At 73.2% G+C, this 25,035-nt stretch carries 23 protein-coding genes; 14 read left to right on the top strand and 9 right to left on the bottom strand.

Features of this window, described 5'->3' with window-relative positions:
- Positions 1-119: 119 nt before the first annotated feature.
- From AWQ71_RS06270 to fdxA, 4 genes are all read right to left on the bottom strand, one after another.
- Positions 120-965: a fumarylacetoacetate hydrolase family protein gene (locus tag AWQ71_RS06270; RefSeq protein ID WP_067128097.1), complete on the bottom strand. Its 846-nt coding sequence runs from the start codon at positions 963-965 to the stop codon at positions 120-122.
- Between the two features lie 467 nt (positions 966-1,432).
- Positions 1,433-2,236 carry an IclR family transcriptional regulator gene (locus tag AWQ71_RS06265; RefSeq protein WP_067128094.1) on the bottom strand — a complete coding sequence of 268 codons (804 nt, stop codon included), beginning with the start codon at positions 2,234-2,236 and terminating at the stop codon, positions 1,433-1,435.
- Positions 2,237-2,339: 103 nt separating this feature from the next.
- Positions 2,340-3,374, bottom strand: a complete 1,035-nt coding sequence (locus tag AWQ71_RS06260) for an NAD(P)/FAD-dependent oxidoreductase (RefSeq protein ID WP_218001688.1) — start codon at positions 3,372-3,374, stop codon at positions 2,340-2,342.
- A complete protein-coding gene (gene fdxA / locus AWQ71_RS06255) occupies positions 3,371-3,682 on the bottom strand; it encodes a ferredoxin (protein WP_067128091.1) in 312 nt (103 codons plus the stop codon). The genes AWQ71_RS06260 and fdxA overlap by 4 nt, the downstream gene beginning before the upstream one ends.
- 271 nt (positions 3,683-3,953) lie before the next feature.
- Here fdxA and AWQ71_RS06250 point away from each other — a divergent pair, with 271 nt between their 5' ends.
- From AWQ71_RS06250 to AWQ71_RS06240, 3 genes are all read left to right on the top strand, one after another.
- Positions 3,954-5,327, top strand: coding sequence for a hypothetical protein (locus AWQ71_RS06250; RefSeq protein ID WP_157570214.1), 1,374 nt, complete (start codon positions 3,954-3,956; stop codon positions 5,325-5,327).
- A gap of 126 nt (positions 5,328-5,453) precedes the next feature.
- The gene (locus tag AWQ71_RS06245; RefSeq protein WP_067128084.1) at positions 5,454-6,251 is read left to right on the top strand and encodes an IclR family transcriptional regulator; all 798 of its coding nucleotides are present in this window, start codon (positions 5,454-5,456) and stop codon (positions 6,249-6,251) included.
- A gap of 151 nt (positions 6,252-6,402) precedes the next feature.
- Positions 6,403-6,828 carry a tetratricopeptide repeat protein gene (locus AWQ71_RS06240; RefSeq protein ID WP_067128908.1) on the top strand — a complete coding sequence of 142 codons (426 nt, stop codon included), beginning with the start codon at positions 6,403-6,405 and terminating at the stop codon, positions 6,826-6,828.
- Positions 6,829-6,969: 141 nt separating this feature from the next.
- On the opposite strand, the gene AWQ71_RS06235 is transcribed toward AWQ71_RS06240, so the two are convergent.
- Both AWQ71_RS06235 and AWQ71_RS06230 read right to left on the bottom strand, forming a co-directional pair.
- Positions 6,970-9,183, bottom strand: a complete 2,214-nt coding sequence (locus AWQ71_RS06235) for a cytochrome P450/oxidoreductase (RefSeq protein ID WP_169806518.1) — start codon at positions 9,181-9,183, stop codon at positions 6,970-6,972.
- Between the two features lie 187 nt (positions 9,184-9,370).
- A complete protein-coding gene (locus AWQ71_RS06230) occupies positions 9,371-10,453 on the bottom strand; it encodes an NAD(P)-dependent alcohol dehydrogenase (RefSeq protein WP_067128079.1) in 1,083 nt (360 codons plus the stop codon).
- A gap of 76 nt (positions 10,454-10,529) precedes the next feature.
- Between AWQ71_RS06230 and AWQ71_RS06225 the strand changes: the two genes are divergently transcribed.
- From AWQ71_RS06225 to AWQ71_RS06185, 9 genes are all read left to right on the top strand, one after another.
- Positions 10,530-12,011 carry an aldehyde dehydrogenase family protein gene (locus AWQ71_RS06225; protein ID WP_067128076.1) on the top strand — a complete coding sequence of 494 codons (1,482 nt, stop codon included), beginning with the start codon at positions 10,530-10,532 and terminating at the stop codon, positions 12,009-12,011.
- A gap of 230 nt (positions 12,012-12,241) precedes the next feature.
- Entirely contained in the window at positions 12,242-13,270 is a 1,029-nt protein-coding gene (locus AWQ71_RS06220; protein WP_067128073.1) for a zinc-binding dehydrogenase, read from the top strand.
- Entirely contained in the window at positions 13,267-14,682 is a 1,416-nt protein-coding gene (locus AWQ71_RS06215; RefSeq protein ID WP_067128071.1) for an amidohydrolase family protein, read from the top strand. The genes AWQ71_RS06220 and AWQ71_RS06215 overlap by 4 nt, the downstream gene beginning before the upstream one ends.
- 130 nt (positions 14,683-14,812) lie before the next feature.
- A complete protein-coding gene (locus AWQ71_RS06210; protein ID WP_218001687.1) occupies positions 14,813-15,910 on the top strand; it encodes a BMP family ABC transporter substrate-binding protein in 1,098 nt (365 codons plus the stop codon).
- Between the two features lies 1 nt (position 15,911).
- Positions 15,912-17,555, top strand: coding sequence for an ABC transporter ATP-binding protein (locus AWQ71_RS06205; protein WP_067128068.1), 1,644 nt, complete (start codon positions 15,912-15,914; stop codon positions 17,553-17,555).
- Entirely contained in the window at positions 17,552-18,730 is a 1,179-nt protein-coding gene (locus tag AWQ71_RS06200; protein WP_218001686.1) for an ABC transporter permease, read from the top strand. The genes AWQ71_RS06205 and AWQ71_RS06200 overlap by 4 nt, the downstream gene beginning before the upstream one ends.
- On the top strand, positions 18,727-19,641 hold the full coding sequence (locus AWQ71_RS06195) for an ABC transporter permease (RefSeq protein ID WP_067128065.1): 915 nt from the start codon (positions 18,727-18,729) through the stop codon (positions 19,639-19,641). The genes AWQ71_RS06200 and AWQ71_RS06195 overlap by 4 nt, the downstream gene beginning before the upstream one ends.
- Before the next feature lie 52 nt (positions 19,642-19,693).
- Entirely contained in the window at positions 19,694-20,146 is a 453-nt protein-coding gene (locus tag AWQ71_RS06190; protein ID WP_067128062.1) for a VOC family protein, read from the top strand.
- On the top strand, positions 20,128-20,547 hold the full coding sequence (locus tag AWQ71_RS06185) for an ester cyclase (protein WP_245658136.1): 420 nt from the start codon (positions 20,128-20,130) through the stop codon (positions 20,545-20,547). The genes AWQ71_RS06190 and AWQ71_RS06185 overlap by 19 nt, the downstream gene beginning before the upstream one ends.
- 106 nt (positions 20,548-20,653) lie before the next feature.
- On the opposite strand, the gene AWQ71_RS06180 is transcribed toward AWQ71_RS06185, so the two are convergent.
- The 3 genes from AWQ71_RS06180 to AWQ71_RS06175 all read right to left on the bottom strand — a co-directional run bounded on the left by AWQ71_RS06180 (position 20,654) and on the right by AWQ71_RS06175 (position 22,510).
- A complete protein-coding gene (locus AWQ71_RS06180) occupies positions 20,654-21,730 on the bottom strand; it encodes a TauD/TfdA family dioxygenase (RefSeq protein ID WP_067128059.1) in 1,077 nt (358 codons plus the stop codon).
- A 156-nt stretch (positions 21,731-21,886) separates the two neighbouring features.
- On the bottom strand, positions 21,887-22,015 hold the full coding sequence (locus AWQ71_RS44295; protein ID WP_281195495.1) for a hypothetical protein: 129 nt from the start codon (positions 22,013-22,015) through the stop codon (positions 21,887-21,889).
- 288 nt (positions 22,016-22,303) lie between these two features.
- Complete coding sequence (locus tag AWQ71_RS06175) at positions 22,304-22,510, bottom strand: hypothetical protein (protein WP_067128056.1); 207 nt, start codon at positions 22,508-22,510, stop codon at positions 22,304-22,306.
- A 253-nt stretch (positions 22,511-22,763) separates the two neighbouring features.
- Between AWQ71_RS06175 and AWQ71_RS06170 the strand changes: the two genes are divergently transcribed.
- Both AWQ71_RS06170 and AWQ71_RS39905 read left to right on the top strand, forming a co-directional pair.
- Positions 22,764-23,939, top strand: a complete 1,176-nt coding sequence (locus AWQ71_RS06170) for a bifunctional adenosylcobinamide kinase/adenosylcobinamide-phosphate guanylyltransferase (protein ID WP_157570212.1) — start codon at positions 22,764-22,766, stop codon at positions 23,937-23,939.
- 118 nt (positions 23,940-24,057) lie between these two features.
- Positions 24,058-25,017: an adenosylcobinamide-GDP ribazoletransferase gene (locus tag AWQ71_RS39905; RefSeq protein ID WP_245658135.1), complete on the top strand. Its 960-nt coding sequence runs from the start codon at positions 24,058-24,060 to the stop codon at positions 25,015-25,017.
- Positions 25,018-25,035: the final 18 nt, after the last annotated feature.

Here is a 25,035-nt window from a genome sequence, read left to right as displayed (position 1 = left end):
AATCTCCTTGAGCGTGGAGACCCCGGCCTGTGGACGGGGGAGCCGCCGCGGCACGGTGCCGCGCGGCGGATGCGGACAAAGCGAGTGACCCCGACGGGGTGTCGGGAAGAGGGGTGCGGTCAGGAGTGGCCGGGAAGCGCCCGGTATCGGGTGCGCAGGGGCAGCACCCCCGGCACGGTGATCTCCACCTCGTCGCCCGGACCGAGGAAGACCTGGCGGTCCTGCCCCGTGCCCGCCGGAGTGCCGGTCAGCACCACGTCTCCGGGCTCCAGCACGGCGAAGTGCGAGATCCGCGAGACCAGGTCGGGCACCGGGAAGATCAGCTCGGCCGTGCTGGAGTCCTGGTGGACGACGCCGTTGACGGTCGCGCGGACCGCGATGTCCCCGGGGTCGGGCACCCCGGACAGGTCGAGCACCGAGGCGCCGAGCGCGCCGAAGCCGGGGAAGCTCTTGGCCAGGGACGGCGTGCCGGTGGCCGCCATGACGTCGCGGGCGGTCATGTCGTTCGCGGCGGTGACGGCGGCGAGGTGCTCCCACACCTGCTCAGGCCGTACGCGGGACATGCGGCGGCCGACGACGAAGGCGACCTCGGCCTCGTAGTCGACCTGGCTGGACCGGTCCTGCGGCAGCTCGACCTCCGCCCCCGGCGCCGGCACGGCGGACGGGGCGCGCAGGAAGAGGATCGGCTCCTTCGGCACCGGCCGTCCGGTCAGCTCCGCCTTGGAGCGGTAGTTCAGCCCGACGCCCCAGATCGCCCGCGTGCGGGCCAGCGGCGCCAGGAGCTCTCCTTCGAGGCCGACCAGCGGAAGCCGGCGCAGCTCGCGCGCCCGCCGGGCGGGCGCGAAGCCCTCGCCCAGGGCGAGCAGCTCGGCGACGTCGCCGTACGGCAGGTCGAGGAGGACGGCCTCCCGGCCCTCGACGCGGGCCAGCCCGCCGGGGGTGGCCACCAGGTTGAGCGCGGTCATCGGGCCGCCACCGCAGACCGGCTGTGCGCCGGGGTGAGGGGGACGGTGGTCAGGGCCGCGAGGGTGCCCACGCGTCGGGTTCGCATGCAGGCTCCTTGGTTCCCGTCGTCGCCCACGCCCACCGCCGAGGGGTCGGCGGTATGGGCGTGGGCGACCGGGAGGGGGGTTGGAGGGATACGCACGAACGTAGGAGGAAGGTTCCATCCATGTCAATATGCGAAACAATATCTCGTATTACGTCACACCCCACGGGAAGCCGGTGCGGCGGGGAGCGGAGCGGAGTGCGGGTGGTTGTGGAGGCGCGCGTAGGACCGTGCCATGTACCACCGCGCCCGCGATGGCCGCGGGAGCGGCATCACCGGAGGCCCGCTATCACGGCGCGCCGGAGCAGCCACCCGCCGCAGCGCAGCGGCACTCATCAACGGCGAGGAGGACGTTCTCCGCCCACGGCCGTGCGGGCCCGCGGGTCAGGCGGGTGAGGAGGTGGCGCCGCCCAGTTCGGCGGACAGGCGGCGGGAGAGGGCGCGCAGCGCCTCTGTCACCCGATGCTCGGTCTCTCCGGCCAGGGCGGCCACTGTGCTCACCACCGCCATCGACGCGACGATCTGGTCGCCCTCGAAGATCGGCGCGGCGATCACGCGTACGCCGTGATCGGCGGGCGAGTTGACCGCGACGCCGGTCAGCCGCACCTCGTCGATCAGGTCGCGCAGGTCGGGGGCGGCGCGGAGTTTGCGCGCCAGCCCGGGGACCTCCCCCACCGGCAGGTACGCGCAGAAGACGCGGCCCTGCGCCGAGCGGAGCAGGTCGAGCGTGGAGCCGGTGCGCACGCTGAGCCGGATGTCGCCGTCGGTGTTGTCGACGCAGCGCACGACGACCGGGCTCTCGCCGTTCCAGACGCTGAGCACGGCGGTCTGGTTGGTCTCGCGGACCAGGAGGTCGAGGTACGGCCCGGCCGCGGCGGCGATGGGCAGCCCGGCGCGGGCGGCCGCCTCCAGGGCGAGGATCTCGGGCCCCAGCGTGTAGGTCGCCTGCTGGGCGTCGTACCGGAGCAGGTTGGCCGCCCGCAGCGCCCGCGTGTAGCGGTGCGCGGTGGGCTTACTGGTGCCGAGGCGGGCGGTGATCTCGCTCAGGCTGAGCCGGGGGTGTTCGACGGTGAACGCGCTCAGGATCAGCGCCGCGCGGCGTACGGTCTGGATCGCGGGGGCCTCGTCGCGCGCTTCGGGGGACGCGCTGGACTGGTTCGCGTCGTCGCGCCGCCGTGGCCCCGGCATTCCGTCTCCTCCGTCGAGTACCCCTTACGTCGGATGGGACTCTATCCAGGGACGCGCCGGAACGCATGCCACTTGACGTTCAACCTCGGAATCAACGCGACATTCACACAGCGTCCGACGAATGCCCCGGAACCGTGCTGAACGCCGGGTTGACGAGCGGCGCCAGGTTGTTGACCGCCGCGGCGGCCTCTCCGAACCCGACGGAGATCAGCCGGACCTTCCCGTCGTAGTCGCTGATGTCGCCGGCGGCGAAGACCCGTTCCAGGTTGGTCCGCATGGACCGGTCGACCAGGACGTGCCGCTTGCGCAGGTCGAGGCCCCACTTCTGAACCGGGCCGAGGTCGGCGATGAAGCCGAGCGCGGCCACGACGGTCTGCGCGGGCAGGGTGATCCGCTCGTCGCCGCGGACCCGCTCGACGGCCACCTCGCCGATCGCGCCGTCGCCGGTGATGTCGGCCACCTCGAACGGCGTGAGCACCCGTACGGAGGACGCGCGCAGCCGGGCGACGCTGTGCTCGTGGGCGCGGAAGGCGTCCCGGCGGTGGACCAGCGTGAGCGAGCGGGCGATCGGCTCCAGGGCGAGCGCCCAGTCGACGGCCGAGTCGCCGCCGCCGACCACCACCACGTCCTGCCCGGCCAGCTCGTCGAGCTTCCGGACGAAGTAGCGCAGGCCGCGCCCGAGGTACTCGCCGCCCACGGGCAGCTCCCTGGGCGTGAAGGTGCCGATGCCGCCGGTGAGGAGCAGCGCCTTGGCCCGTACCCGGGTGCCCGCGTCGGTGACGACCTCGACCGCGTCGGCGTCGTGCCGCAGTTCCAGGGCGCTCTCCCCCAGCAGGTAGAGCGGCTCGGCCTGGCTCGCCTGGGTGACCAGGGCGTCGACCAGATCCTGTCCCTTCACGACCGGATAGCCGGCGATGTCGAAGATGTCCTTCTCCGGGTACAGCGCGGCCACCTGGCCGCCGGGCTCCGGCAGGGAGTCGATCACGGCGACGGACATGCCGCGGAACCCGGCGTAGTAGGCGCCGTACAGCCCGGCGGGGCCGGCGCCGACGATGACCAGGTCCACCTCGTGAAGCGGGCGCGGCCCGCCGTTCTCCGCCGGATCGCCGAAGCCGTACGCGTCGGAGGCGGCGGTCACGACGCGTCCCCGGAGACGGCGGGATGGTCGGCCCCGGTCCGGCCGACCTTGCGCGCGCCCCCGGGGGAGCCGAGGCCGGCGAAGAACTCGGTGTTGATCTGGGCGAATCCGGCCAGGTTCGGCGGTAGGTCCTCGTGGTGGTAGATCGACGTCACCGGGCAGACCGGTTCGCATCGGCCGCAGTCCACGCACTCGTCCGGATGGATGTACATCATCCGGTCTCCCTCGTAGATGCAGTCGACCGGGCACTCCTCGACGCACGATTGGTCCTGTACGTCCACGCACGCGTCGGTCACGACGTAGGCCATCAGTCCTCCTGGGATGGGCGCCCGCGCGGGAACGGGGGGACGCGCGAGCCGTTGGCCGGAGGCCCGCCACCAGAAGGGCGGGCCGGGAGCGGCGGGAGCCGTGGGAATCCGGTTGGCCTGCGGAATCGGCCTCTCCACCGACGTGAGGGAACAGTAGGTTCCGGCCGAGAACGTTGTCAAGATACGAGATGCCATCTTGGATTGAGTTACCATCAGTGTGATGCGGGCCGCCCGCCCCATCGCGGAGCCCGAGCGGAACTCTGGAGAGCCCGTGACGACCGACCCCCTGGAAGGCCTGCGGAGCGCCGCGCACGGCGCGATCGACGGCGAGCGGATCGTCGAGGCGGTGCGGCTGCTCGCCGCCGGCCCGAGCCCGCGCGGAGCCGAACGCGCCGCCGCCGATCGGCTCGCGGAGTGGGCGCGGACGCGGTGGCCCCAGATCTCGTGGCGTCGCGACGCGATCGGGGCCGCGGGCGCCAACCTCGTGGCCACATCGGCCCAGGAAGATGCCGACCGGCCCCGGGACGTCCCCGGGGCCCGCGCTCTCCGCGGCGCGCCAGGCGGCGGGGAACTGCTCCTCTACTCCCACCTGGACACGTCCCTGCCCGGCGATCCGGAGCGGGACCGATGGACCACGGGGGTCGGCACCGCCCCGGCCCCGCTGACCGTGGACCGCGAGTCGGGCACGCTCGCCGGGTTCGGCCTCGGCGTGGCACGGGCCCCCGCCGCCGCCGCGCTGGCCGGGTACGCGGCCGCCGTGACGGCGCTGCGGAACGCGGGCGTCCCCCACCGGCTCACGCTGCTGCTGGCCGGCGGTGGCACGCACGCCTCCCCGTTCGCGGCCACCCCAGAGTCGGCCGCGCCGGTCGGCGTCGAGGAGTACCTCCGCTCCGGCCCGCGTCCGGACGCCGCCGTCGTGGCCAAGTGCGGCCCGCCCGGGATCTTGTACGAGGAGCCGGGGGCGGCCTTCGTCCGGGTGCGGCTGGGCACCGGGTACCGTCCGGTGCTCGCCAGGGACGCCGCGCCGCCGGCCGGCGGGCTGATCGCGCACCTCGGCGAGGTGATCGGCGTCCTGGAGCGGTGGCGGGAACGGCACGTCGCCGCCCGCGCCGGAGTCGGCGGTCAGATCGCGGCGGAGGCCGGGATCGGCGCGGTGCGCGGCGGCCTGGCGGCCAAGCCGGATCTGCTGCCCGGCGTCGTCGAGCTGCACCTCTATCTGGTCACCGTGCCTGGGGACGACGTCGCGCAAATCGCCGCCGACATCCGGGCCGCACTGGAGACCGGCCTGCGCGGCGGCCCACTGGAGGGTTGCGCGCTGTCCGTGGCGGCCCGGACGGCCCATCCCTCGGGCGCGACGCCGCCGGACGCGCCCGTCGTACGGCACGCCGCCGCCGCGTGGACCCGCGAGCACGGGGCCGCGCCCCCGCCCATCTCGGGCTGGAAGGGCTCGACCGACGGCGTGGTGCTGCGCGGCCACGGCGTACCCACTGTGCGGGTCGGCCCCGCCGTACGCGCCGATCCGGCGGACCCGCGGAGAGATGCCATCGAGTTGGACACTTTGCTGCGATTCGCCCGGATTTATAGCGAGATCGTCGTGCGGCATGCCGTTTACGGCGAATCAGTCATCGAAGCGCCTCACTCCTGAGAAGATCGTCGTCGCCGGACAGCTCCGCTCCATCCCGTGGAACACATCTCCGATGCCAAGACGATGTCTCGGAACATGGAACACGAGCGTGCCCCCGGGCCACCACCCCGACACAAAGGAAGCCATATGGGTGACGAGACCACGCCTGCCGTTCCCGGCGCAGGGGCCGAGCGGGCGGCCCCGGCGATCCAGACCGTCCAGCGCGCGGCCATGATCCTCAGCGCGTTCACGGTCAGCCGTCCGCAGCTCAGCCTCAACGAGCTGACCGCCAGCCTGGGCACCAGCAAGGCGACCGCGCATCGGTACACGAAGGCGCTGCGCGAGAGCAACCTGCTGCGCTACGACGACCGCGAGGCGCTCTACTCCCTCGGCCCGCAGATCCTGACGCTGTCGGCCGCCGCGCGGGCCGGGATGCCGGTCATCGGCATCGCCGGGCCGTACATGCAGCGGCTGGTGCGCGAGATCGACGAGACCGTGGTGCTGAGCGTCTGGGACGGCGACAGCGCGGTCGTGGTGCGGGTGGACGACAACACCGACCGCGTCATCCGGGTCAGCGTGCGCACCGGGACCCGGCTGTCACGGACCGAGTCGGCCCAGGGCCGGGTCTTCTGCGCGTTCCTGCCGGAGGGCGAGGTGCCGGGGCTGGCCGAGGAGCTGGCGGCGTCCCCGGAGCTGCGGCAGGAGCTGGAGCGGATCCGCGAGGAGAGGATCTCGGCCAACACACCATCGGTGAACGGCGTGCGCACCATCGCCGCCCCGGTCTTCCGGGACCGGATCCCGGTCGCGACGATGGCCGTCGTGGCGACCACGGACTCGGTGCCGCCGGGCAGCGGCTCCCCCGCCGCCGAGGCGCTCAAGCGCGTCACCGACGAGATCACCGCGGAACTCGGGCGGGAGAACCACCACCCGGACGGCACGGCGTGAGCGTCGTCTCGGCTACCTGAACGGTGTCACCGCCGGCGTCCGCGACACCGTCGCCGGCGGTCCGGGGCTCTGGGTCCGGCAGCGGAAGGACCGTCGGACACCCCTCGGGCAAGGCGCGGCGCCCATTGAGGGCGTGGGCATACTGATCTCCATGACTGATGCGGAACTCCGGGAGAAATTGGCCGATCTGCGGACTCAGGACCAGAGCGATCCCGAGGTGCTGCGGCAGATCGCCTACACCAATGACGCGCTGGGCAACGAGCACGAGGCGCTGCCGTACTACGAGAAGGCGCTGGCGGTGGGCGCGAGCGATCGGCTCGGCACGTGGACCGGCTACGGCAGCACCCTGCGCGTGTGCGGCCGTTATGAGGACGCGTTGGCGGCTTTTGACAAGGGGCTTGCGGAGTTCCCTGGCGATCCGGGCCTACGTACGTTCCGCGCGATGGCGCTGCACAACCTTGGCAGGCACCGTGAGGCCGTACAAGACCTGCTGAAGATCATTGCCGAGACCAGGCAGGTCGGGGGATACGAGCCAGCGGTGGAGTTCTACGCGGAGAACCTCGATCTCACGGTCTGAGCGAAGGCGGTCTCGGCGAGTGCCTGCGAGTCGCGGCTGGTCAAGGCACTCCGCACAGGCCCCGACCACGAGCTTCTCCCCGTACTTCGACGGGGAGAAGCCCGGCGGCGGGCCGCCGGCCCGGAACATGATCTCCGGCCGTCACAGGTCCAGGACGAGCTTCGGCGAAGCTGCCCGGCCGACGCAGATCATCATGGTCCGGCCGGACTCCCGCTCCTCGGGCGTGAGCAGCGAGTCCCGGTGCTCCGGGGTGCCGGCGAGGACCCGCGTCTCGCAGGCCCCGCAGTACCCCTTCTCGCAGTCGTAGGAGAGGCCGGGGACGGCCTCGCGCACCGCCTCGATGAGGCGCTGGTCCTCCCTGACCCGCACCGTGCGGCCGGTACGCGCGAGATGGACGTCGAACGCGGTGTTGGCGGCCGGATCGAACGCCGCCTCCAGGTCGTCGCCGGCCGCGAACCGCTCGATGTGCAGCCGGTCGGCGAGGCCGCGGCCGGCGCAGGCGCGCTCGACCGCCTCGATCATCCCGGCGGGGCCGCAGCAGTAGATCGCGGTGCCCGGCCCGGCCGAGGAGAGGATCGCGCCGAGGTCGGGCAGCCCGCGCTCGTCCTGCGGCAGCAGCGTGACGCGCTCCCCCGCGTGCTCCACCAGCTCGTCCCGGAACGCCATGGACGAGCGGGACCGGCCGCCGTAGACGGCGCGCAGGGCGGCCCCGTCGCGGGCGGCGGCCCGGACCATGGCGAGGATCGGGGTGACGCCGATGCCCCCGGCGAGGAACAGGTAGTCCTCGGCGGGCACGAGCGGGAAGTGGTTGCGCGGCCCCTTCACCGTGAGGGTCACACCCGCCGCGGCGAGGTCGTGCAGCTCGGCCGAGCCGCCGCGCCCGGTGTCCTCCCGGAGGACGGCCACGCGATAGGTGGCGCGGTCGTCCGGGTCGCCGCAGAGGGAGTACTGCCGGATGCGGCCCGAGGGGAGGCGGAACTCCAGGTGCGCGCCGGGCGCCCACGCGGGTAGCTCCGCCCCGTCCGGCGCGGCCAGCGTCAGCGACAGCACCCCGTCGGCGACGGTGTCCGCCGCCGTGACGACGACATCGAACGGCGTCGCCTGCTGGAAGGCCGCCGACGCGACCCCGGAGGACGGCGTACCCAGGCGGGCGCCGGGCGTGAAGACGGCGGGGATGGCGTCCCAGCCGGACTGGTTGCCCCGGGTGGGGTAGGCGACCAGGCCCTCTTCCAGGACCGTGAAGTCGGGCAGCCGGGTGAGGACCTGGGTGACCATCTCCCGGAACATGGCGCGGGCCAGGTGGGCGCCGGCGCAGCGGTGCGTGCCGATGCCGAAGCTGAGGTGGCGGGTGGCGTCCCGGTCCAGCCGGATCTCCTCCGGCTCGGGGAAGACGGCCGGGTCGTGGTTGGCCGCCACCCACGGGATCAGCACCCGCTCGCCGGAACGCACCGGGCAGCCGCCGATCTCGGCGTCGGTCAGGGCCGTACGCGCCATCGACTGGGAGGGGGCGAACGCGCGGAGGAACTCCTCGGTGGCCGTCTCCAGCAGGTCGGGCGACTCGATGAGCCGGCGGCGCTGGTCGGGGTTCCGGCTGAGGTGCACGAGGACGGAACCGGTCAGCGACGTGGTGGTGTCCACGCCGCCGGCGACGAGCAGGCCGATCACGGAGACGAGCTCGTCCTCGCCGAACGGCTCCCCGTCCGGGCGGCGCTGCGCGACGAGGTGGCTCACCGCGTCGCCGGCCGGCTTCTCGCGGCGGAGCCGTACCAGCTCGCGGATGCGGCGCTCCATGTGGGCGAGGCCCTCGGCGCCGCGACGGGCCCGCTCGCTGTCGGCGGGCGCGGCGAAGATGTCGTGGATGGGACCGGCCAGCGGGGCCCAGTCCTCCTCGGGGAAGCCGAGCCAGTCGAGGGTGACCGCGGCGGGCAGCGGGTTGGTCAGGTCGCGGACGAAGTCGGCCGAGCCCAGCTCGACGAACTCGTCCACGATCCGGGTCGCGTGCCGGGCGATCATCGGCCGGAGCCGCTCGACCGCGTCGGGGGTGAGCAGCGGGTTGATGAGGTCGCGGTACCGCGTGGACTCCGGCGGATCCAGCTCGATCGGGTACTGCTCCAGGCCGGGTCCGCTCGGGATCACGATCGCGACGCGGTCCGGGCCGGCGGCGGCGCGTGAGGAGGAGAAGGTCCCGTCGTCGCGGGCCACGCGAACCACGTCGGCGTAGCGGGTCGTGTAGACGTAGCCGCCGTGGGCCGCCGTACGGCCGACCGGGCACGCTTCGCGGAAGGACTCGTAGTAGGCGACCGGGTTCTCCGTACAGAGGGCGGAGTGGTGGTCGAAGTCAACCTGTCGGGTCATGATGCACAGGCCCCACATACATGGACGACGCGCGGTGTTTCCCAGCCGCGCCACTGGGTGTCTGTGGTCCCGAGAGTCTAACGGCGCTCACAACGCGAGACAATGTCTCGTTTTTCGCGACAGGTCACGAAAAACGAGACTCGGGAAGGATTCGCGCCGGCCGGCCCCGGGAGGGGCGGCCGGGACGTCAGAACGTCAGGACGGCCTTGGCGACCTCGCCCGCCCGCACGGCGGCGACGGCCTCGTTGATCTTCTCGAACGGGAACGCCGTCATCATCCGGTCCACCGGGAAGCGGCCCGCGGCGTGCAGGTCGAGCAGCTTCGGCAGGAAGACCTGCGGGACGCTGCTCCCGGCGATGATCCCGGTGATGGTCCGGCCGTTGAGCACGCTGCGCCAGTCGAAGCTCATCTCGGGGCTCGGTCCGACGCCGATCACGCCGCATCGGCCGAGCGGCCCGAGCGCCTCGACCGCCGTACGCAGGACGTCCTGCCGACCCGTGGTGTCGATGACGTGGTCGAAGCCGTGCGGCGCGATCTCGCGGAGCGCTGCGGCGGCGCCCGTCGCGGCCGAGTTCACGACGTGCGTGGCGCCGTAGGAGCGGGCCGCCTCCAGCTTGGCCGCGTTCACGTCGACCGCCGCGACGACGCCGCAGCCGCTCACGGCGGCCGCGATGATCGCGGCGACGCCGACCGCGCCCGCGCCGAAGACCGCGATGGACGAGCCGGCCTCGGGGCGCAGCACGTTGAACACGCCGCCCGCTCCCGTCTGGAAGCCGCAGCCGAACGGGCCGGCGACGGTCAGGTCGACCGCGTCGCCGACGGGGACGACCGCGCGCTCCGGCACCACGGCGTGCGTCGCGAAGGACGACTGGCCGAGGAAGTGCCCGTTGATCTCGGCACCGTCGAGGGACAGCGCGGAGGAGCCGTCGGGGCGCCGGCCGCTGAAGTTGACCGCGTCGAAGGCGTGGCAGTACGCGGGCGAGCCGGTCCGGCAGGTCGGGCAGCGCCCGCAGGAGGTGAAGCTCATCGCCACGCGGTCTCCCGGGGCCACGGAGGTGACCTGCGCGCCCACCCGTTCGACCACGCCCGCACCCTCGTGACCGAGCACGGCCGGGGTGGGGAAGAAGGTGGCGAACTCCAGGTCGGTGCCGCAGATGCCGGTGCCGCCGAGCCGGACGAGCACCTCGTCGGGGCGGGGCTCGCCGAGATCCACGTCACGGAGGGCGAAGGGGCCTCCCGCCGTCTCCAGAACCGCTGCGGTGATGCGCACGGAGCCTCCTCAGAGCTTTTCATAAAACGAGATGGCATCTTGACATGCAGAATATTGGGGGTCAAGGATTCCGTGCATGGCCGAACTCCTGATCCCTCCCGCCCAGCAGCTGATCGACGGCGAGTGGGCGCCCGCCCGCGACAAGGGCGAGCTTCCCGTCACGGATCCCGCGACCGGACAGACGATCCAGGCGGTGGCCCGCGCCGGACGCGCGGACGTCGACGACGCCGTGGCCGCCGCCCGCCGGGCGTTCCCCGGCTGGGCCGCCACCTCGCCGTCCGAGCGCGGCGCGCTGCTGCGCCGCTGGGCCGAGCTCATCGGGCGGCACGTCGAGGAACTGGCCGCCCACGAGGCCCGCGACGTCGGCAAGCCGCTGTCCGGCGGCCGGATGAACGGCTACATCGCGCAGAGCATCGTCGACTACTTCGCCGGTGCGGCCGACAAGCTCACCGGGGTCACCCTGCCCACCCGCTCCCCCGGCTACCTCGGCTACACCGTGCAGGAGCCCTACGGCGTGTGCGCCGTGGTGATCCCGTGGAACGTTCCCTCCGTGCTCACCGCGGCCAACGTGGCGCCGGCGCTGGCGGCGGGCAACACCGTGGTGCTCAAGCCGTCCGAGGTGGCGCCGCTCGCGCCGCTCGCCCTGGCCGAGCTGGCCCGGCGCGCCGGGTTCCCCCCGGGCGTGCTGAACGTCCTGACCGGCGAGGGGGCCGAGGCCGGCGCCGCGCTCACCTCGCACCCCGGGGTGAACCACATCAGCTTCGTCGGCTCGACCACCACCGGCCGCGCCATCATGCGCGCCGCCGCGGAGAACCTGGTGCCGGTCAAGCTGGAGCTGGGCGGCAAGTCGCCCAACGTGCTCTTCGCGGACGCGGACATGGACGTGGCGATCCCCGCGATCGTCGGCTCCATCACCGAGAACGCCGGGCAGAACTGCTACGCCGGGTCCCGGCTGCTGGTCGAGGCGTCGGTCAAGGACGAGGTCGTCGAGCGGATCGCCGCCGCCATGCGGGCCGTACGGCTCGGCCCCTGGGACGCGGACCTGGACATGGGCCCGCTGATCAGCGCGGCGCAGTACCGCCGCGTGCTCGGATTCCTGGAGGAGGCCCCGCGGCAGGGCGCCCGCCTGGTGACCGGCGGCGGCCCTGCCAGAGAGTGGGCCAGAGAGCGGGCCGGGGGGCGGCCGGACGGCTGGTTCGTCGAGCCCACCGTGTTCGACGACGTCGATCCGGGCTCCCGGCTGTACCGGGAGGAGGTCTTCGGCCCCGTGCTCGCCGTCCAGGCGTTCTCGGGCACCGCGCAGGCCGTCGAGATGATGAACGACACCGACTTCGGCCTGCTGGCGTGCGTCTGGACGAACGACGTGTCGCGCGCGCTGCGGCTGGCGGGCGAGGTTCGCTCGGGCCAGGTGTCGGTGAACCAGTTCGCCGACGCCGGGGTCATCGGCTTCCCGTTCAACATGCAGAAGGACAGCGGCTTCAGCCGGGGCGGCGGCCACGGCGCGATGCGGGAGTACACGCAGGAGAAGGCGGTCGCGATCCGCCTGCTCGACCGCTGACGGCGGCGGGCGCGGGTCCGGGGCGGTGTCACTGTGTAATCCGCGCGGACCCGCTCCGACATGCGTGTATCCGCGCCCGGAAGCGCCGGATAACAAGCGCATGACGCGCGCCGCGAGATCCCGCGGAGGCATTGACACGCTACCGGCGCGGTAGCAGAGTACGTCGCATTGCGAGCCACCGAATCACAATGCGAGATGGCATCCACATTCGCGAACCGTCGGAGGGTAGCGTGCGAGCACTGGTCCAGACGGCCTTCGGAGGCCCCGAGGCGGTGGCCGTCCAGCGGGTCCCGGACCCCGAGCCCGGCCCGCGCGACGTGGTGGTCGAGGTGGCCGCCTGCGCGCTCAACCGCCTGGACCTGCTGCAGCGGCGTGGTCCGGGGATGCTCCCGGGCTTCAGCCTGCCGCACATCGCCGGCATGGACATCGCCGGGCGGGTGGTGGCGACCGGCGCGGCCGTCACGTCCCGGTCCGTCGGCGACCGGGTGGTGATCGACCCCACCGTCGGCTGCGGCTGCTGCCCGTCCTGCGCCGCCGGTGAGCGGGGACACTGCGCCGCGCTGCGGGTCATCGGCGGCAACGTGCCGGGAGGGTACGCCGAGTTCGTCGCCGTCCCGGCCGACCTGGCCTACCCGGTGCCCGACCGCGTCCCCCTCGACGAGGCCGCCGCGCTGCCCACCCCGTGGAGCACCGCCTGGCAGGCGACGTACCGCGTGGGCGAGGTCGGCGCGGGCGACTGCGTGGTCGTCCAGGCGGCGGCCAGCTCGGTCAGCATCGCCGCCATCCAGCTCGCCAAGCGGGCCGGAGCCCGCGTCGTCGCGGTGGCCAGCACCGACGAGAAGCTCGCCGTGGCCGCCGGTCTCGGCGCCGACCTGCTGCTGCGCGGCGACGCCCCGATCGCCGCGCCGGTACGCGACTTCACCGACGGGCGCGGCGCGGACGTGGTCCTCGACCACGTGGGCGCCGCCACCTGGCAGCGCTCGCTCGATTGCCTGCGGATCGGCGGGCGGATAGTGATGTTCGGCAACACCACCGGGGACGAGGTGTCGTTCTCGCTGGCGAGCGTCTACCACCGCGGCCTGCGGCTGCTCGGCTCCGGCGCCTACACCGCGGACGACTTCGGCCTGATGCTCCAGACGTACTTCTCCGGCGGCCTGCGCACCGTCACGGCCGCCGAGTGCGGGCTGGAAGACCTGCACGCCACCTTCGGCCTCGACAACTCCCGGGCGCTGGTCGGCCGGGTCCTGGTGCGGCCATGACGACGCCGGCCGACGCGCCCGCGGACCTGCTGGTCGTGGGCGGCGACGTGGTCACGATGGCGCCCGGACGCGAGGTGGTCACCGGCGCCGCGATCGCCGTCGCGGACGGGCGGATCGCCGCGATCGGCACTCCCGGCGAGCTGCGGGCCCGCTTCCCCGCCAGCCCCGAGCTGGACGCCCGCGAGTGCGTGGTGATCCCCGGCCTGGTCAACGCGCACCAGCACACCACCGCCGACCCCCTCGTGCGGAGCATGATCCCGGACGACATCTCCTCCCAGGAGGCGATCTTCGACTGGATCGTTCCGCTGCACGACCAGGTCACCGGCGACGACGACGAGCTGTCGGCGGCGCTCACGGCGGCCGAGTCGCTGCTGCGCGGCGTCACCACGCTCCTTGAGCCGGGCACCGTCGCCCACCCGCTGCGGGTGGCGGCCGGCCTCGCCTCGGCCGGGATCCGCGCCCGGGTCGGCCGGTGGGGCTGGGACGTGCCGGGCGCCGCCCACGCCCTGCCCGCGGCCGAGACCCTGGCCCTCCAGGAGGAGACCGTACGCGCGCTGCCCCCGGGCGGCACCGTCACCGGCTGGGTCACCCTCGTCGGGCACGACCTCGCCAGTGACGAGCTGTTCACCGGCGCCGCCGAGCTGGCCGAGCGGCTCGACGTGGGCCTGACCTGGCACGTCTCCCCCAGCGCCGCCGACACCCGCGCGTACGCGGAGCGGGCGGGCACCGCGCCCGTGCTGCACTTCCGGCGGCTCGGCGTGCTCGGCCCCCGGCTGCTGCTCGCCCACGCCGTCTGGCTGGACGACGCGGAGGTCGACGCCGTCATCGAGTCGGGCACGGCGGTGGCCTCGTGTCCCGGGGCGTACCTGCGGCTCGGGCAGGGGTACGGCCGGGCCGGGCGGCACGCCGAGCTGGTCCGCCGGGGCGGCAGGCTCGCCCTCGGCTGCGACTCGCACAACGCGGGCGACGCGCCCGACGTGCTGGGCGCGGCGCGGCTGCTCGCCGCGCTCGAACGTGACCGGGACGAGACGCCGGTCCTGCGCGCCGACCAGGTCTTCGCCCTGGCGACGATCGACGGCGCGCGGGCGGCCGGCCTCGGCGAGCTCGTCGGCTCCGTCGAGGTGGGCAAGGCCGCCGACCTGGTGGTCATGGACACCCGGGACCTGTCCTGGACGCCCCGGGGCGACCTGGCCACGCACCTGGTGTGGGGCGCGCCCGCCCACACGGTCCGCGACGTGCTGGTGGACGGCAAGGTCGTCGTACGCGACCGCCGGCTGACCACCCTCGACGCGGACGCGCTGCGCCGGGAGGCCGCCGAACGGTCGGCCGGGCTGCTGCGCCGGGCCGGCCTCGACGTCCCGCACCGCTGGCCGGTCGTCCCGGCCGGCTCGTACGCCCGAAGACCCTCCTGACCCCGTCCCGGCCCGCGAATCCCAGCGCCCCTCAGAACTCCCCCGCTGGTCACCGCCCGGGACCCACACCATCCGACAATCCACCGCGAACTCCAGAAGATCGAGCCCCCAGAAGATCGAGAGGATCGTTATGGCCGGAAACTACCGCGCGGGCACGGCCGCCGGTGCGATGATCGCCTGCTTCGGCGCGATCGCCCTGACCGGTTGCGCGAGCAACGACGCGACCGCGGTCAAGGCTCCGGCCGCGGCCGGCGACAGCACCGCCGACGCCGGCGGCCAGGCCGGCCAGCCGGACGTCAACGGCGACGGCAAGGTCGTCATCGGGGTGCTCAGCCCCGGCGACATCAACGACGGCGGCTACTACCAGAGCTTCGTGGACACGGCGGAGAAGTTCGCCACGTCCCAGGGCTGGACGCTGATCAAGCGGGGCAGCGTCAACACCAGCGACGCGCTCAACGCCGCGCGTGCGCTCTGCCAGCAGAAGGTGGACCTGATCGCGCTGGGCGCCTCGGAGCTGCGGGACGCGATCCCCGCGTCCGAGGAGCCGGTCTGCGGCAACACGGCGTGGTACGTGCCGTCCTCCGACAACATCCCGCAGACCCCCAAGATCATGCTCTCGGTGGACGACGCGAACCAGAGCCTGCTGGCCGCCGGGTACGCCGCCGGGCTGCTGCTTGAGGAGCGCGGCGACAAGAAGGCCGGGTTCATCACCGGCCCCGAGGTGGACTTCACCCAGTCCGCCGTCAGGGCGTACCGGGCGGGCATCCGCCTGGTGCTGCCCGACGCGACCGTGGTGACCACCTTCACCGGCGACCTCAACGACTCGGCGAAGGCCAAGGAGGCGATGCAGGCGCAGATCAGCCAGGGCGTCAAGGTGGTGTACCCCTACCTCGGCGGCGCCACGAACGCCGCCACCGAGCTGGCCAACTCGGCCGGCGTGTACACCCTCACGCCGGGCACCGACCAGTGCGCCTCCACCAAGCCGAAGTTCGACGTCTCGGTGATGTTCAGCCCCGGCGACTACTTCGCCTCCGCCCTGGAGAGCTTCGCCGAGGGCAAGCTGCAGATGGGCGTCAAGAAGGTCTGGCAGCTCGGCGTCGACCCGTACCCGACGGTGCGGCTGTGCGACGACAAGCCGGAGGTCAAGAAGAAGCTCGACGCGTTCATGGCGGACGTCGGCGCCAAGAAGTTCGACCCGGCGGCCGAGGTCAAGAGGCTCGGATCCTGACATGACGACAGTTGACGAGCGGGCGAGGGAGCTGACCCCGCCATCGACACCCGCTCTGCGGCTGCGGGGCATCAGCAAGCGCTACGGCCCGGTCGTCGCCGCCGACAACGTGGATCTCGACGTCAACCGCGGCGAGATCCACGGGCTGCTCGGAGAGAACGGCGCGGGCAAGTCGACGCTGATGAAGATCCTTCTCGGGCTGGTCCAGCGCGACTCCGGGACGATCATGCGCGGCGACACGCCCGTGGACGTGCACGACCCGCAGGACGCCGTGGCGCTGGGCATCGGCATGGTGCACCAGCACTTCAGCCTGATCGACGCGCTGACCGTCTGGGAGAACGTCATCCTCGGCGACACCGGGCGGATCGACCGCGCGGCGGCGTGCCGCCAGGTGGAGGAGGTGTCCCGCAGGTACGGCCTGCCGATCGACCCGACGGCCCGCGTCGAGCGGCTCTCCGCCGGGGAGCGGCAGCGGGTCGAGCTGATCAAGTGCCTGCGCCGGGACCCGTCCGTTCTCATCCTCGACGAGCCGACCTCGGTGCTGACCCAGGCCGAGTCGGCGGAGCTGTTCACCGTCCTGCGCCACGTCGTACGCGCCGAGAACCGCGCGGTGATCCTGATCAGCCACAAGCTGGCGGAGATCACCGCGGCCACCGACCAGGTGACGGTGCTGCGCAAGGGGAAGGTGGTCTTCCACAGCGCCACCTCCGAGACCACGCCGCCGGAGCTGGCCCGCCAGATGGTCGGGCGGGACGTCTCGCTGCGCGCGGAGGGGGCGGCGCTCGGCATGCTGCCGGTGGACGGCCCCGTGCCGTCCGGGGAACCCCCGGCCGAACCCCCGCCGGAGACCCCGGCCGAATCCGCGGCCGCGTCCTCGGACGCGGCCCCCGCGACGACCGGGACCGCGCCTGCCCTGCGGCTGCGCGACCTGACGGTCGTGATCGACGGCGTGACCGTCCTGTCCGACCTGAGCCTGGACGTCGCCCCCGGCGAGATCGTCGGCCTGTACGGCGTCGAGGGCAACGGCCAGTCCACGCTCGGCGACCTGCTCTCCGGCCTGATCCTCCCCTCCTCCGGCGCGGTCGAGCTGGCCGGGCGGCCGGTGGAGCTGGAGCGCCCGGGGGCGCTGCACCGGGCCGGGCTCGGCATCATCCCCGAGGACCGGCACAGCTCCGGCGTCGTCCTGGACATGAGCGTCGCCGAGAACCTGGTGATGAAGTCCATCGGCGACGTCAGCGGGCGCGGCTTCGTCAGCCGCCGGAAGATGCACGCCGTCGCCCGCCGCCTGGCGGCCGAGTTCAACATCGTCGCCCCGTCCCTGGACGCCCCGGTACGGAGTCTCTCCGGCGGCAACCAGCAGCGCGTCGTCCTCGCCCGCGAGCTGTCGGCCGGGCCCGGCGTGCTCGTCGCCGCGCAGCCCACCCACGGGCTCGACGTCGGCGCGATCGAGGACATGTACCGGCGGCTCCGGGACGCGGCGTCAGGAGGCGTGGCGGTGTTGCTGATATCCACCGAACTGGAGGAGGTCATGGCTCTGGCGTCCCGCATCGCGGTCATCTGCTCGGGCCGGATCACCGGCGTCCTGCCCGCCGCCGAGGCCACCGCCGAACGGCTCGGCATGCTGGTGGGAGGGGTGGCCGCGTGACCGCCCCCTCTACCGGCGCCCCGCCGGGGACCGGCCGCCGCCTGCTCGGCCTGCTGACCCCGCGCCCGTACGGCTGGCCGACCCCGGTGGCCACCGCGGTCGGCGTGGTGGTGGCGCTGGCCCTCTCCTCGGCCCTCATCACGCTCACCGGCGGCTCGCCGTCGGCGTCCGTCCAGGCCCTCTTCCAGGGCAGCATGGCCGACTGGACGGCGTGGAGTTCGACGCTGCTCTACGCGGCGCCGCTGCTGCTCGTCGCGGTCGGCGCGTGTGTCAGCGCCCGCTCCGGGTCGTTCAACATCGGCCAGGAGGGCCAGGTGCTCATCGGCGCGCTCGCCGCCGCCTGGGTCGGCCTGCGCCTCGCGATCAACGGACCCGTGCTGATCGTGATCATGCTGCTGGCCGCCGCGCTGGCGGCGGGCGCGTGGGCCGGTCTCAGCTCGCTGATGCACCGGCTGCGCGGGGTCAACGTCGTCGTCAGCACCATGCTGATGACGTTCGTCGCCCAGCAGGTCGTCGCGTACGCGGTGAACATGCCGTGGCTGCTGCAGGAGTCCCGGGTCGGCAACGCGCCGGTCTCCCCGCAGTCGAACCCGCTGCCGCCGTCCGGCCTGCTGGGCTCGTTCGGCGAGTATCCCGGCCTGCAGATCAACGGCGGCCTGATCCTCGCGGTGGCCGCCGCCGTGGTCATCGCGGTGGCCATCACGCGCACTCCCTGGGGCTTCCGGCTGACGATGCTCGGCCGCAACCCCCTCGCCGCCAAGCACGCGGGCGTACGCGTCAACGCGTTGGGCGGCGCGGCCCTGGCGATCTCCGGCGCGCTGGCCGGCCTGGCCGGGGCGGTGCTGCTGGCCAGCCCGGTCGGCGTCAACCGGCTCCAGCCGGGCATGGCCATGAACATCGGCTGGGACGGCCTGCTGGTCGCCCTGGTCGCGCGCAACCGGCCGCTGGCCGCCATGCCGGTCGCGCTGCTGTTCGGCGTACTGCGCTCCGGAGGCGGCTTCCTGGCCGCGACCGGGGTGCCGTCGTTCCTGGTCGACGTGGTCAAGGCGCTGCTGGTGCTCGCCTTCGTCGCGCCGCCCGTGGTCGTCGCCCTGGCCAGGCGGCGCCGTTCCGGAGGCCGCACGGCGGGAGCCCGCCAGGAAGCCGCGCCCGTCGCAGAGGAGGCCATCGCGTGAGCGCAGCCGACAACATCTCGACGATCCTGTCCAGCGGGATCAGGCTCACCGTGCCGCTGGCGTTCGCCGCGTGCGGCGAGTACCTGGCCGAGCGGGCCGGGACGATGAACATCTCCCTTGAGGCGATGATGCTCGGCGCGGCCTTCGGCTCGGTGGCCACCGCCTCGGCGACCGGCAGCGCCACCGCCGGCCTGGTGGCGGGCGTGCTGATCGGCCTGCTGATCGGGCTCGTGCACGGCAACCTGGCCCACCGCCTGGAGGTCAACACGTTCGTGGTCGGCCTGGTGCTCAACGCCCTCGTGCTCGGCCTGACCAGCTACCTGATCACGATCAGCTCCTTCGACTCCCACCAGGTGTCGCAGGTGAGCGTCCCCTGGCTGCGGGACATCCCCCTGATCGGCCACCCGCTGTTCGTCGAACGCTGGCCGGTCTATCTGCTGCTCCTCGTCGTCCCGCTGACCTGGTGGCTGGTGGAGCGCAGCAGGTGGGGCCTCGAACTGCGGGCCGTCGGCGAGCAGCCGCAGGCGGCCGACGTCACCGGCATCCGCGTCAACCTGCGCCGCCGCCAGGCGCTGCTGTGGTGCGGGGCGCTGGCCGGGCTCGGCGGCGCCTACCTGGCGGTGGGCGAGGTCGGCTCGTTCAACCAGAACATGACGGCCGGGCGCGGGTACATCGTCATCGCGGCGGTGATCTTCGGCGCGTGGCGGCTGGGCCGCACCCTGCTCGGCTGCGTGCTGTTCGGGCTCGCCGACGCCATGCGCCTGGCGCTGCCGGCGCTGGGCCTGACCATGAACTCGCAGCTCCTGGTGGTCGCGCCGTACCTGCTGGCGCTGGTCGCGATGCTGGTCTTCACGACCAGGAACCGCGAACCGAAGTCTCTCGGGCAGCCCTTCGTACGGGGCTCGACCTGACCTGATCCACACGTCCATCCCTTGATTGATCACTCGAAATCGGAGGAGAACCATGAGCGGTCTGACCCAGGCACGCTGGACGCACGTCGCGCTGCCGACCGGCGACCTCGACAAGGCCATCGACTTCTACACCTCGCTGACGCCGCTGGTCGTCGTGGAGCGCTTCCGGGACGACGCCGGCGAGAGCGCCTGGCTGTCCAACGACAAGCAGGTCGAGACGCCGATGGTGCTGGTGCTGGTCTCGTTCAACAAGGACAAGGGCGGGCAGCTCGGCCTGCTCACGCCGTTCGCGCACATCGGCATCGAGGTGCCCGAGCGCGGTGACGTGGACGCCATCGCCGAGCGGGCGCGCGAGCTGGGCTGCCTGCACTGGGAGCCCCGGGACATGCCCGACCCGGTCGGCTACATCTGCGCCCTGAAGGACCCGGACGGCAACGTCATCGAGATCTCGCACAACCAGCAGGTGTTCGACACGGTGCGCAAGCTGTGGGCGAACCCCTCCTGAGCGCCGAGCTCACCCGGGCCGCGGTCGCGCGGTACGTCGACGCGCTCAACGCGCACGACGCCGACGCGATCGCGGCCTGCGTGAGTCCGGACTTCGTCAACGAGCACACCTCCCCGCTCGGCCGGAGCGTCACCGGGCGGGACGGCTACCGGGCCAACCTCACCGGCTTCCTGGCCGACTTCGCCGACCTTCACTACGCGATCGAGGACCTGATCGTGGAGGACGGCCGCGCCGCGCTCGCCTACCGCATGTCGTTCCGGCTGCTCTCCGCGGGGGGAAAGCCGGTCGAGGTGCGCGGCGTGTTCCGCTTCCGGGTCGGCGCGCACAGCCTGATCACGCACCGTACGGACTACTGGGACAGCGGCGAGGTGCGGCGCCAGCTCGCCGACCCGGCGCCGTAACAGACGAACGGGTACCGGCGAACGGGTACCCGCGAACGGACGATGCCCTGGGGACCGGATCCCCAGGGCATCGTCGTGTTCCGGCGTCAGGCCGTGCCGTTCGAGGTCAGTTGCCCCAGTCCTGGTTCGGGACGACCGCCGCGGCGATGCGGAAGGCGCCGCCCTCGACCGGCTTCTGCTCCTCGGCGCCGCGCTCCTTGACGACGTTCTTGCCGAAGCCGTCCACGAGCGGGCGGCCCACGTCGCGCTTGAGCCACAGGCGGAGCAGATGGCGGCGGCGCTCGGGCTCCGGCCAGTCCACGTACCCGGTGCGCGAGTGCAGGGCGGCGTAGTTCAGCAGCCACTGCACGTCGCCCGGCTGGAAGTTCATGTCCAGCGCGAGCCCCTGCTCCTGGCTGATCTCGTCGTAGAGGTGCAGCAGCTCGACCTGGGCCTCGGTCAGCGGGGGCACGCCGTCGTACTTCTGCGCCGAGAAGATCATCGAGCTGCCCGCGTACGTGCTGAAGATGCCGTCCACGTAGCTGCAGATCGGCGACACGTAGGTGTCGGCGGGCGCGTCCGGGTCCTGGCCGCGCCAGTCCCAGTGCCAGGGCTCGAACAGCAGCGGGGCGAGCTCGGGCCGCCGGCGCAGGATCTCGTTGTAGATCGCGGTGCCGCTCACCAGGCTGCTGGCGCCGCCCTCCTTCGACGCGCGCAGGCACATCAGCGCCACGACGTCGGAGCTGTCGGAGTGGAACGGCAGCCGGTCGCGCACCCGCGACGGCAGCGCGCCGGGGTCGTCCAGCGTCTTGTTCGACGTGGCGATGACGTGGTCGAGCACGTCGCCGAGCTGGTTCTGCTCCATCGGCGTGCCGAGGTGCAGGCCCATCACGAAGAAGATCGCGCCGGCGAGGGCGTCGCCGTACTCCTCCGTGCGCAGGCCGCGCACCAGTACGAAGCCGCGCCCGGCGTCCATCTGCCGGGCGCACTCGTCGATCAGGCCGCGGGCGGCGTCCAGCGGGTAGTCGTCGGCGACCACGGTGCGCAGGTCGGGGTCGTCGGCGACGAACCTGCGGCCGACCTCCTCCAGCTCCGCGCGCTCGGCGTCGCCGAGAACGTAGATCCATTCGGTGGAGCCGGCCAGCTCGTCGCCGCGCCATGCGGAGGGACCGGAGATCGGGGACAGGGAGACTTCTGTGGTCATGATGATGCACTCCGAGTACTTGGGGGTCGCGTCTCAGAAGGCGATGACAGCTCGGAAGGGCCGTCACGGCCGGGATGCGAAGGTCCGGACAGGCGAGGACGGCGGACGACGCCGCGGGACCGCCCGATGCGGCGCCGCTCACCTCCGATGGAGGGGTCAGAAAGGAGTCTGCGGAGCTCCCGCGGCGGTGCCGGGGCGCATGCCCTTCCGCGGCGGGCTCACTCTCATCGGGTCCTCCCAGCCGGACAGGGTCGCCGCGAAGCCGGGTACGGCTACGTGGATCATGGCGCTCTCCTGCGGTGGTCGACTTTCCGCCACGCTAAACCGGCACAGATAGTTCCGTCAATAGAGACATCATCTCGCTATCCGTTATGCCAGCCGGGTCGGCCCACCGGTGGGCCTCACCGAGGGCCGCCCTGACTGATCACCTCAGCGGCGAGCGGACGCGGCCGCCGACCGAGCACCCCCGCGACGGGCGGGCGGCGCGGTCGGCGTTCCACCCGGGCCCCGTCGATCCGCCCGGCCCGGCCGCCCGCACGTCGCTGTGGGCGGCACGCCGATGTGGACGGCGCGTCACTCCGCGCGCAGCGACATCCCGCTGTACTCGACCCGGTCCTCGTCGAGCAGGGACACCTGCTCGACACCGGACTCCAGCAGCTCGCGCCAGTTCTCCCCGAGCCAGGACTCGGCGTCGGCCTGGCTGGTGAAGATCTCCCTCGGCAGCTCCCGGCTGGTCACCTCTCCGCCGTTCGCGTCCTCGTACCGCCATCGCCACGTCATGACTCACGCTCCCCTTCCGGTGCGGCCGACGCCCGCCCGGCCGCGATCCGGCGGTCCGCGACTCCGAGCAGGTCCCGCCGACCATACAACCGCCCGGAGCGCCGGTCTTTCCAGTACGCCCCGAGCCTCCGATCGAATGCCGGGCCCGGAAGGCCCGGCATCGGACGGGAACACGCGCCACGGAAAGATGACGTCCCGAGAACCGGGCCGCGTGCGGAACCGGTGGACGGGATCGCGCGGCGGGAGGGGCGGAATGCGGATCGTTCTGGAGGGCACAGCCGGACCCGAGGGGTGGCCCTCCCCCGGCTGCGGATGCGCCTCCTGCGGGCGGGCGGCCACCCTGCGCCGCCCGCTGTCGATCGTCGTCGACGGCCGGACGCGGCTCGCGCCCGGCGGCGCCCCCGCCGCCGGAGACCCGCTTTCGTGGCCGGAGGGCCACCTGGTGGCGCGCACCCTGGACGGCCTCGCGGTGACCGGTCCCGATGGGGGGCGGCTGCTCCACGCCGGGTCCGGCCTGACCGCGACCGCCTCTCCGCCGCCGGAATCCCACGAGGAGGAGCCGCCGCCGAGGCCGTACGACGTCGTGCTCATCGACCCGCTCGACCGTCCCGAGCGTCTCGGCGGCCTGCGGCGGCGCGGTCTGGTGACGCCCCGGACCCGCGTCGTCGCCGTCGGTCTCGACCATCGGGTCCCCTCGGAGGGAGAGCTGGCCCGCAGGCTCGCGTTCTGGGGAGTGGAGGCCGTGCCCGACGGCACCGTGGTGGACACGCGGGACCGGCCGCTCCCCACGCGTATGGCGCCGCGGCGCACGCTGCTGCTCGGCGGCACCCGCTCCGGCAAGTCCGAGGAGGCCGAGCTGCGCCTCGCGGCGGAGCCTCATGTCACTTATGTCGCGACCGGCCCATCCGGCGGCGACGATCCCTCCTGGCTCGCCCGTGTGCAGGCGCATCGCGACCGCCGGGCGGCGCACTGGGGCACGGTGGAGACGACCGACCTCGCCGAGCTGCTCCGTACGTCCTCGGGGACCCTGCTCATCGACGGTCTCGGCACCTGGATCGCCGCCGTCTTCGACGAATGCGGCGCCTGGCCCGGGTACGGGCAGGACGACACGCACATGCGGAGCGCCGTACCGGAGGAGACCGAGCAGAAGACGGACCTCTCCGCGCCCGACACCGGCCGGGCCGTGGCGGGGCCGTCACCGCTCGACCGGGTGGCCCTGCGATGCGACGAGCTGGCCGAGGCGTGGCGAGCGACGACGGCGGCCCGGGTGGTGGCCGTGAGCGACGAAGTGGGGCTCGGCGTGATCCCGGCCACCGCGAGCGGCCGCCTCTTCCGGGACACGCTCGGCCGCCTGAACCAGCGCCTCGCCCGCGAGTCCGAGGACGTCGCCCTGGTCGTGGCCGGTCGCGTGCTCTCCCTCCCCGTCTGAGCCCCGCCCCGGCCCGCCCGCCTGCGGTCCCGCGGGCCAGGCGGCCGAACGGCCCGGGTTCCCGCGCGGGCCGGGGCGGGATGTACCGGGCTCCGGCCCGCGGCTACGATCACGGTCTGTGCCGGGAACGCCAGAGCGAGAGACCGCCGGGGCCGCGGAGGCGTGGCTGTTCACGCTGGGAACGCTGACCGTCTTCCCCGTCCGCGCCTTCGAGGTGAACCGCCGGATCGCCGGGCGCGGGATGGTCCTCGCGCCGTTCGCCGGGGTGCTCCTCGGGGCGACCGCCGCCGCGGTGTCGGGCGCGGCGATCTGGCTGAGCGGCTCCGCGCTGCTCGCCTCGGTGCTGGCGGTCGGAACGCTCGCCTGGCTCACCCGGTGCCTGCATCTCGACGGCCTCGCGGACCTGGCAGACGGCCTGGGCAGCGGAAAGCCCGCCGGTCAGGCACTGGACATCATGAAGCGTTCCGACATCGGGCCGTTCGGCGTGGTCACGCTCGTGTTCACGCTGCTCGCCCAGGTGGCCGCGCTGACCCGGCTGGAAGGCCTCGGACCGCCCGCGCTGATCGCGGCCTGCGCGGCGGGGCGGCTCGCGATCACCTGGTCGTGCCGGGACGGGGTCCCGGCGGCCCGTCCCGGAGGCTTGGGCGCCTTCGTCGCGGGCACCGTGCGGCGTGGTCCCGCCCTCGCCGTGACGGCCGCCGTGCTCATCTGCGCGGCCGTCCTGCTGCCCGCGCTCGGGTCGGCGCTCCAGCCTCACCTCACCGTCCCGCCGAGTCCAGGCGTCAGTGCGGTGCATCCACCGGATGACCAACCGGCCGAGGCCCCGTACTCGTACGAGAGTTACTCCTACGACATCGCCCCCTATGCCGTGTCACCGGTGGACGAGACACCGTTGCGGTCGTCGGTCTGGTGGGGTCCGATGACGTTCCCTCTGAGCGTGCTGGCCGGTCTCGGCGCCGCGGCGCTGCTGCGGCGGCGGGCGGTGCGCAGGCTCGGCGGGATCACCGGGGACGTGCTCGGCGCACTGGTCGAGTGCGCGACCACCACGACGCTGCTGGTCTGCGCTTTCCTCCTTTGAGGCCCACGGCAGCCGCCC

The organism is Microtetraspora malaysiensis (genome assembly GCF_001528665.1).
Lineage (GTDB): Bacteria > Actinomycetota > Actinomycetes > Streptosporangiales > Streptosporangiaceae > Microtetraspora_A > Microtetraspora_A malaysiensis.
The sequence above is the reverse complement of the archived record's forward strand: the minus strand, read 5'-3'. Positions and strand labels throughout refer to the sequence as shown.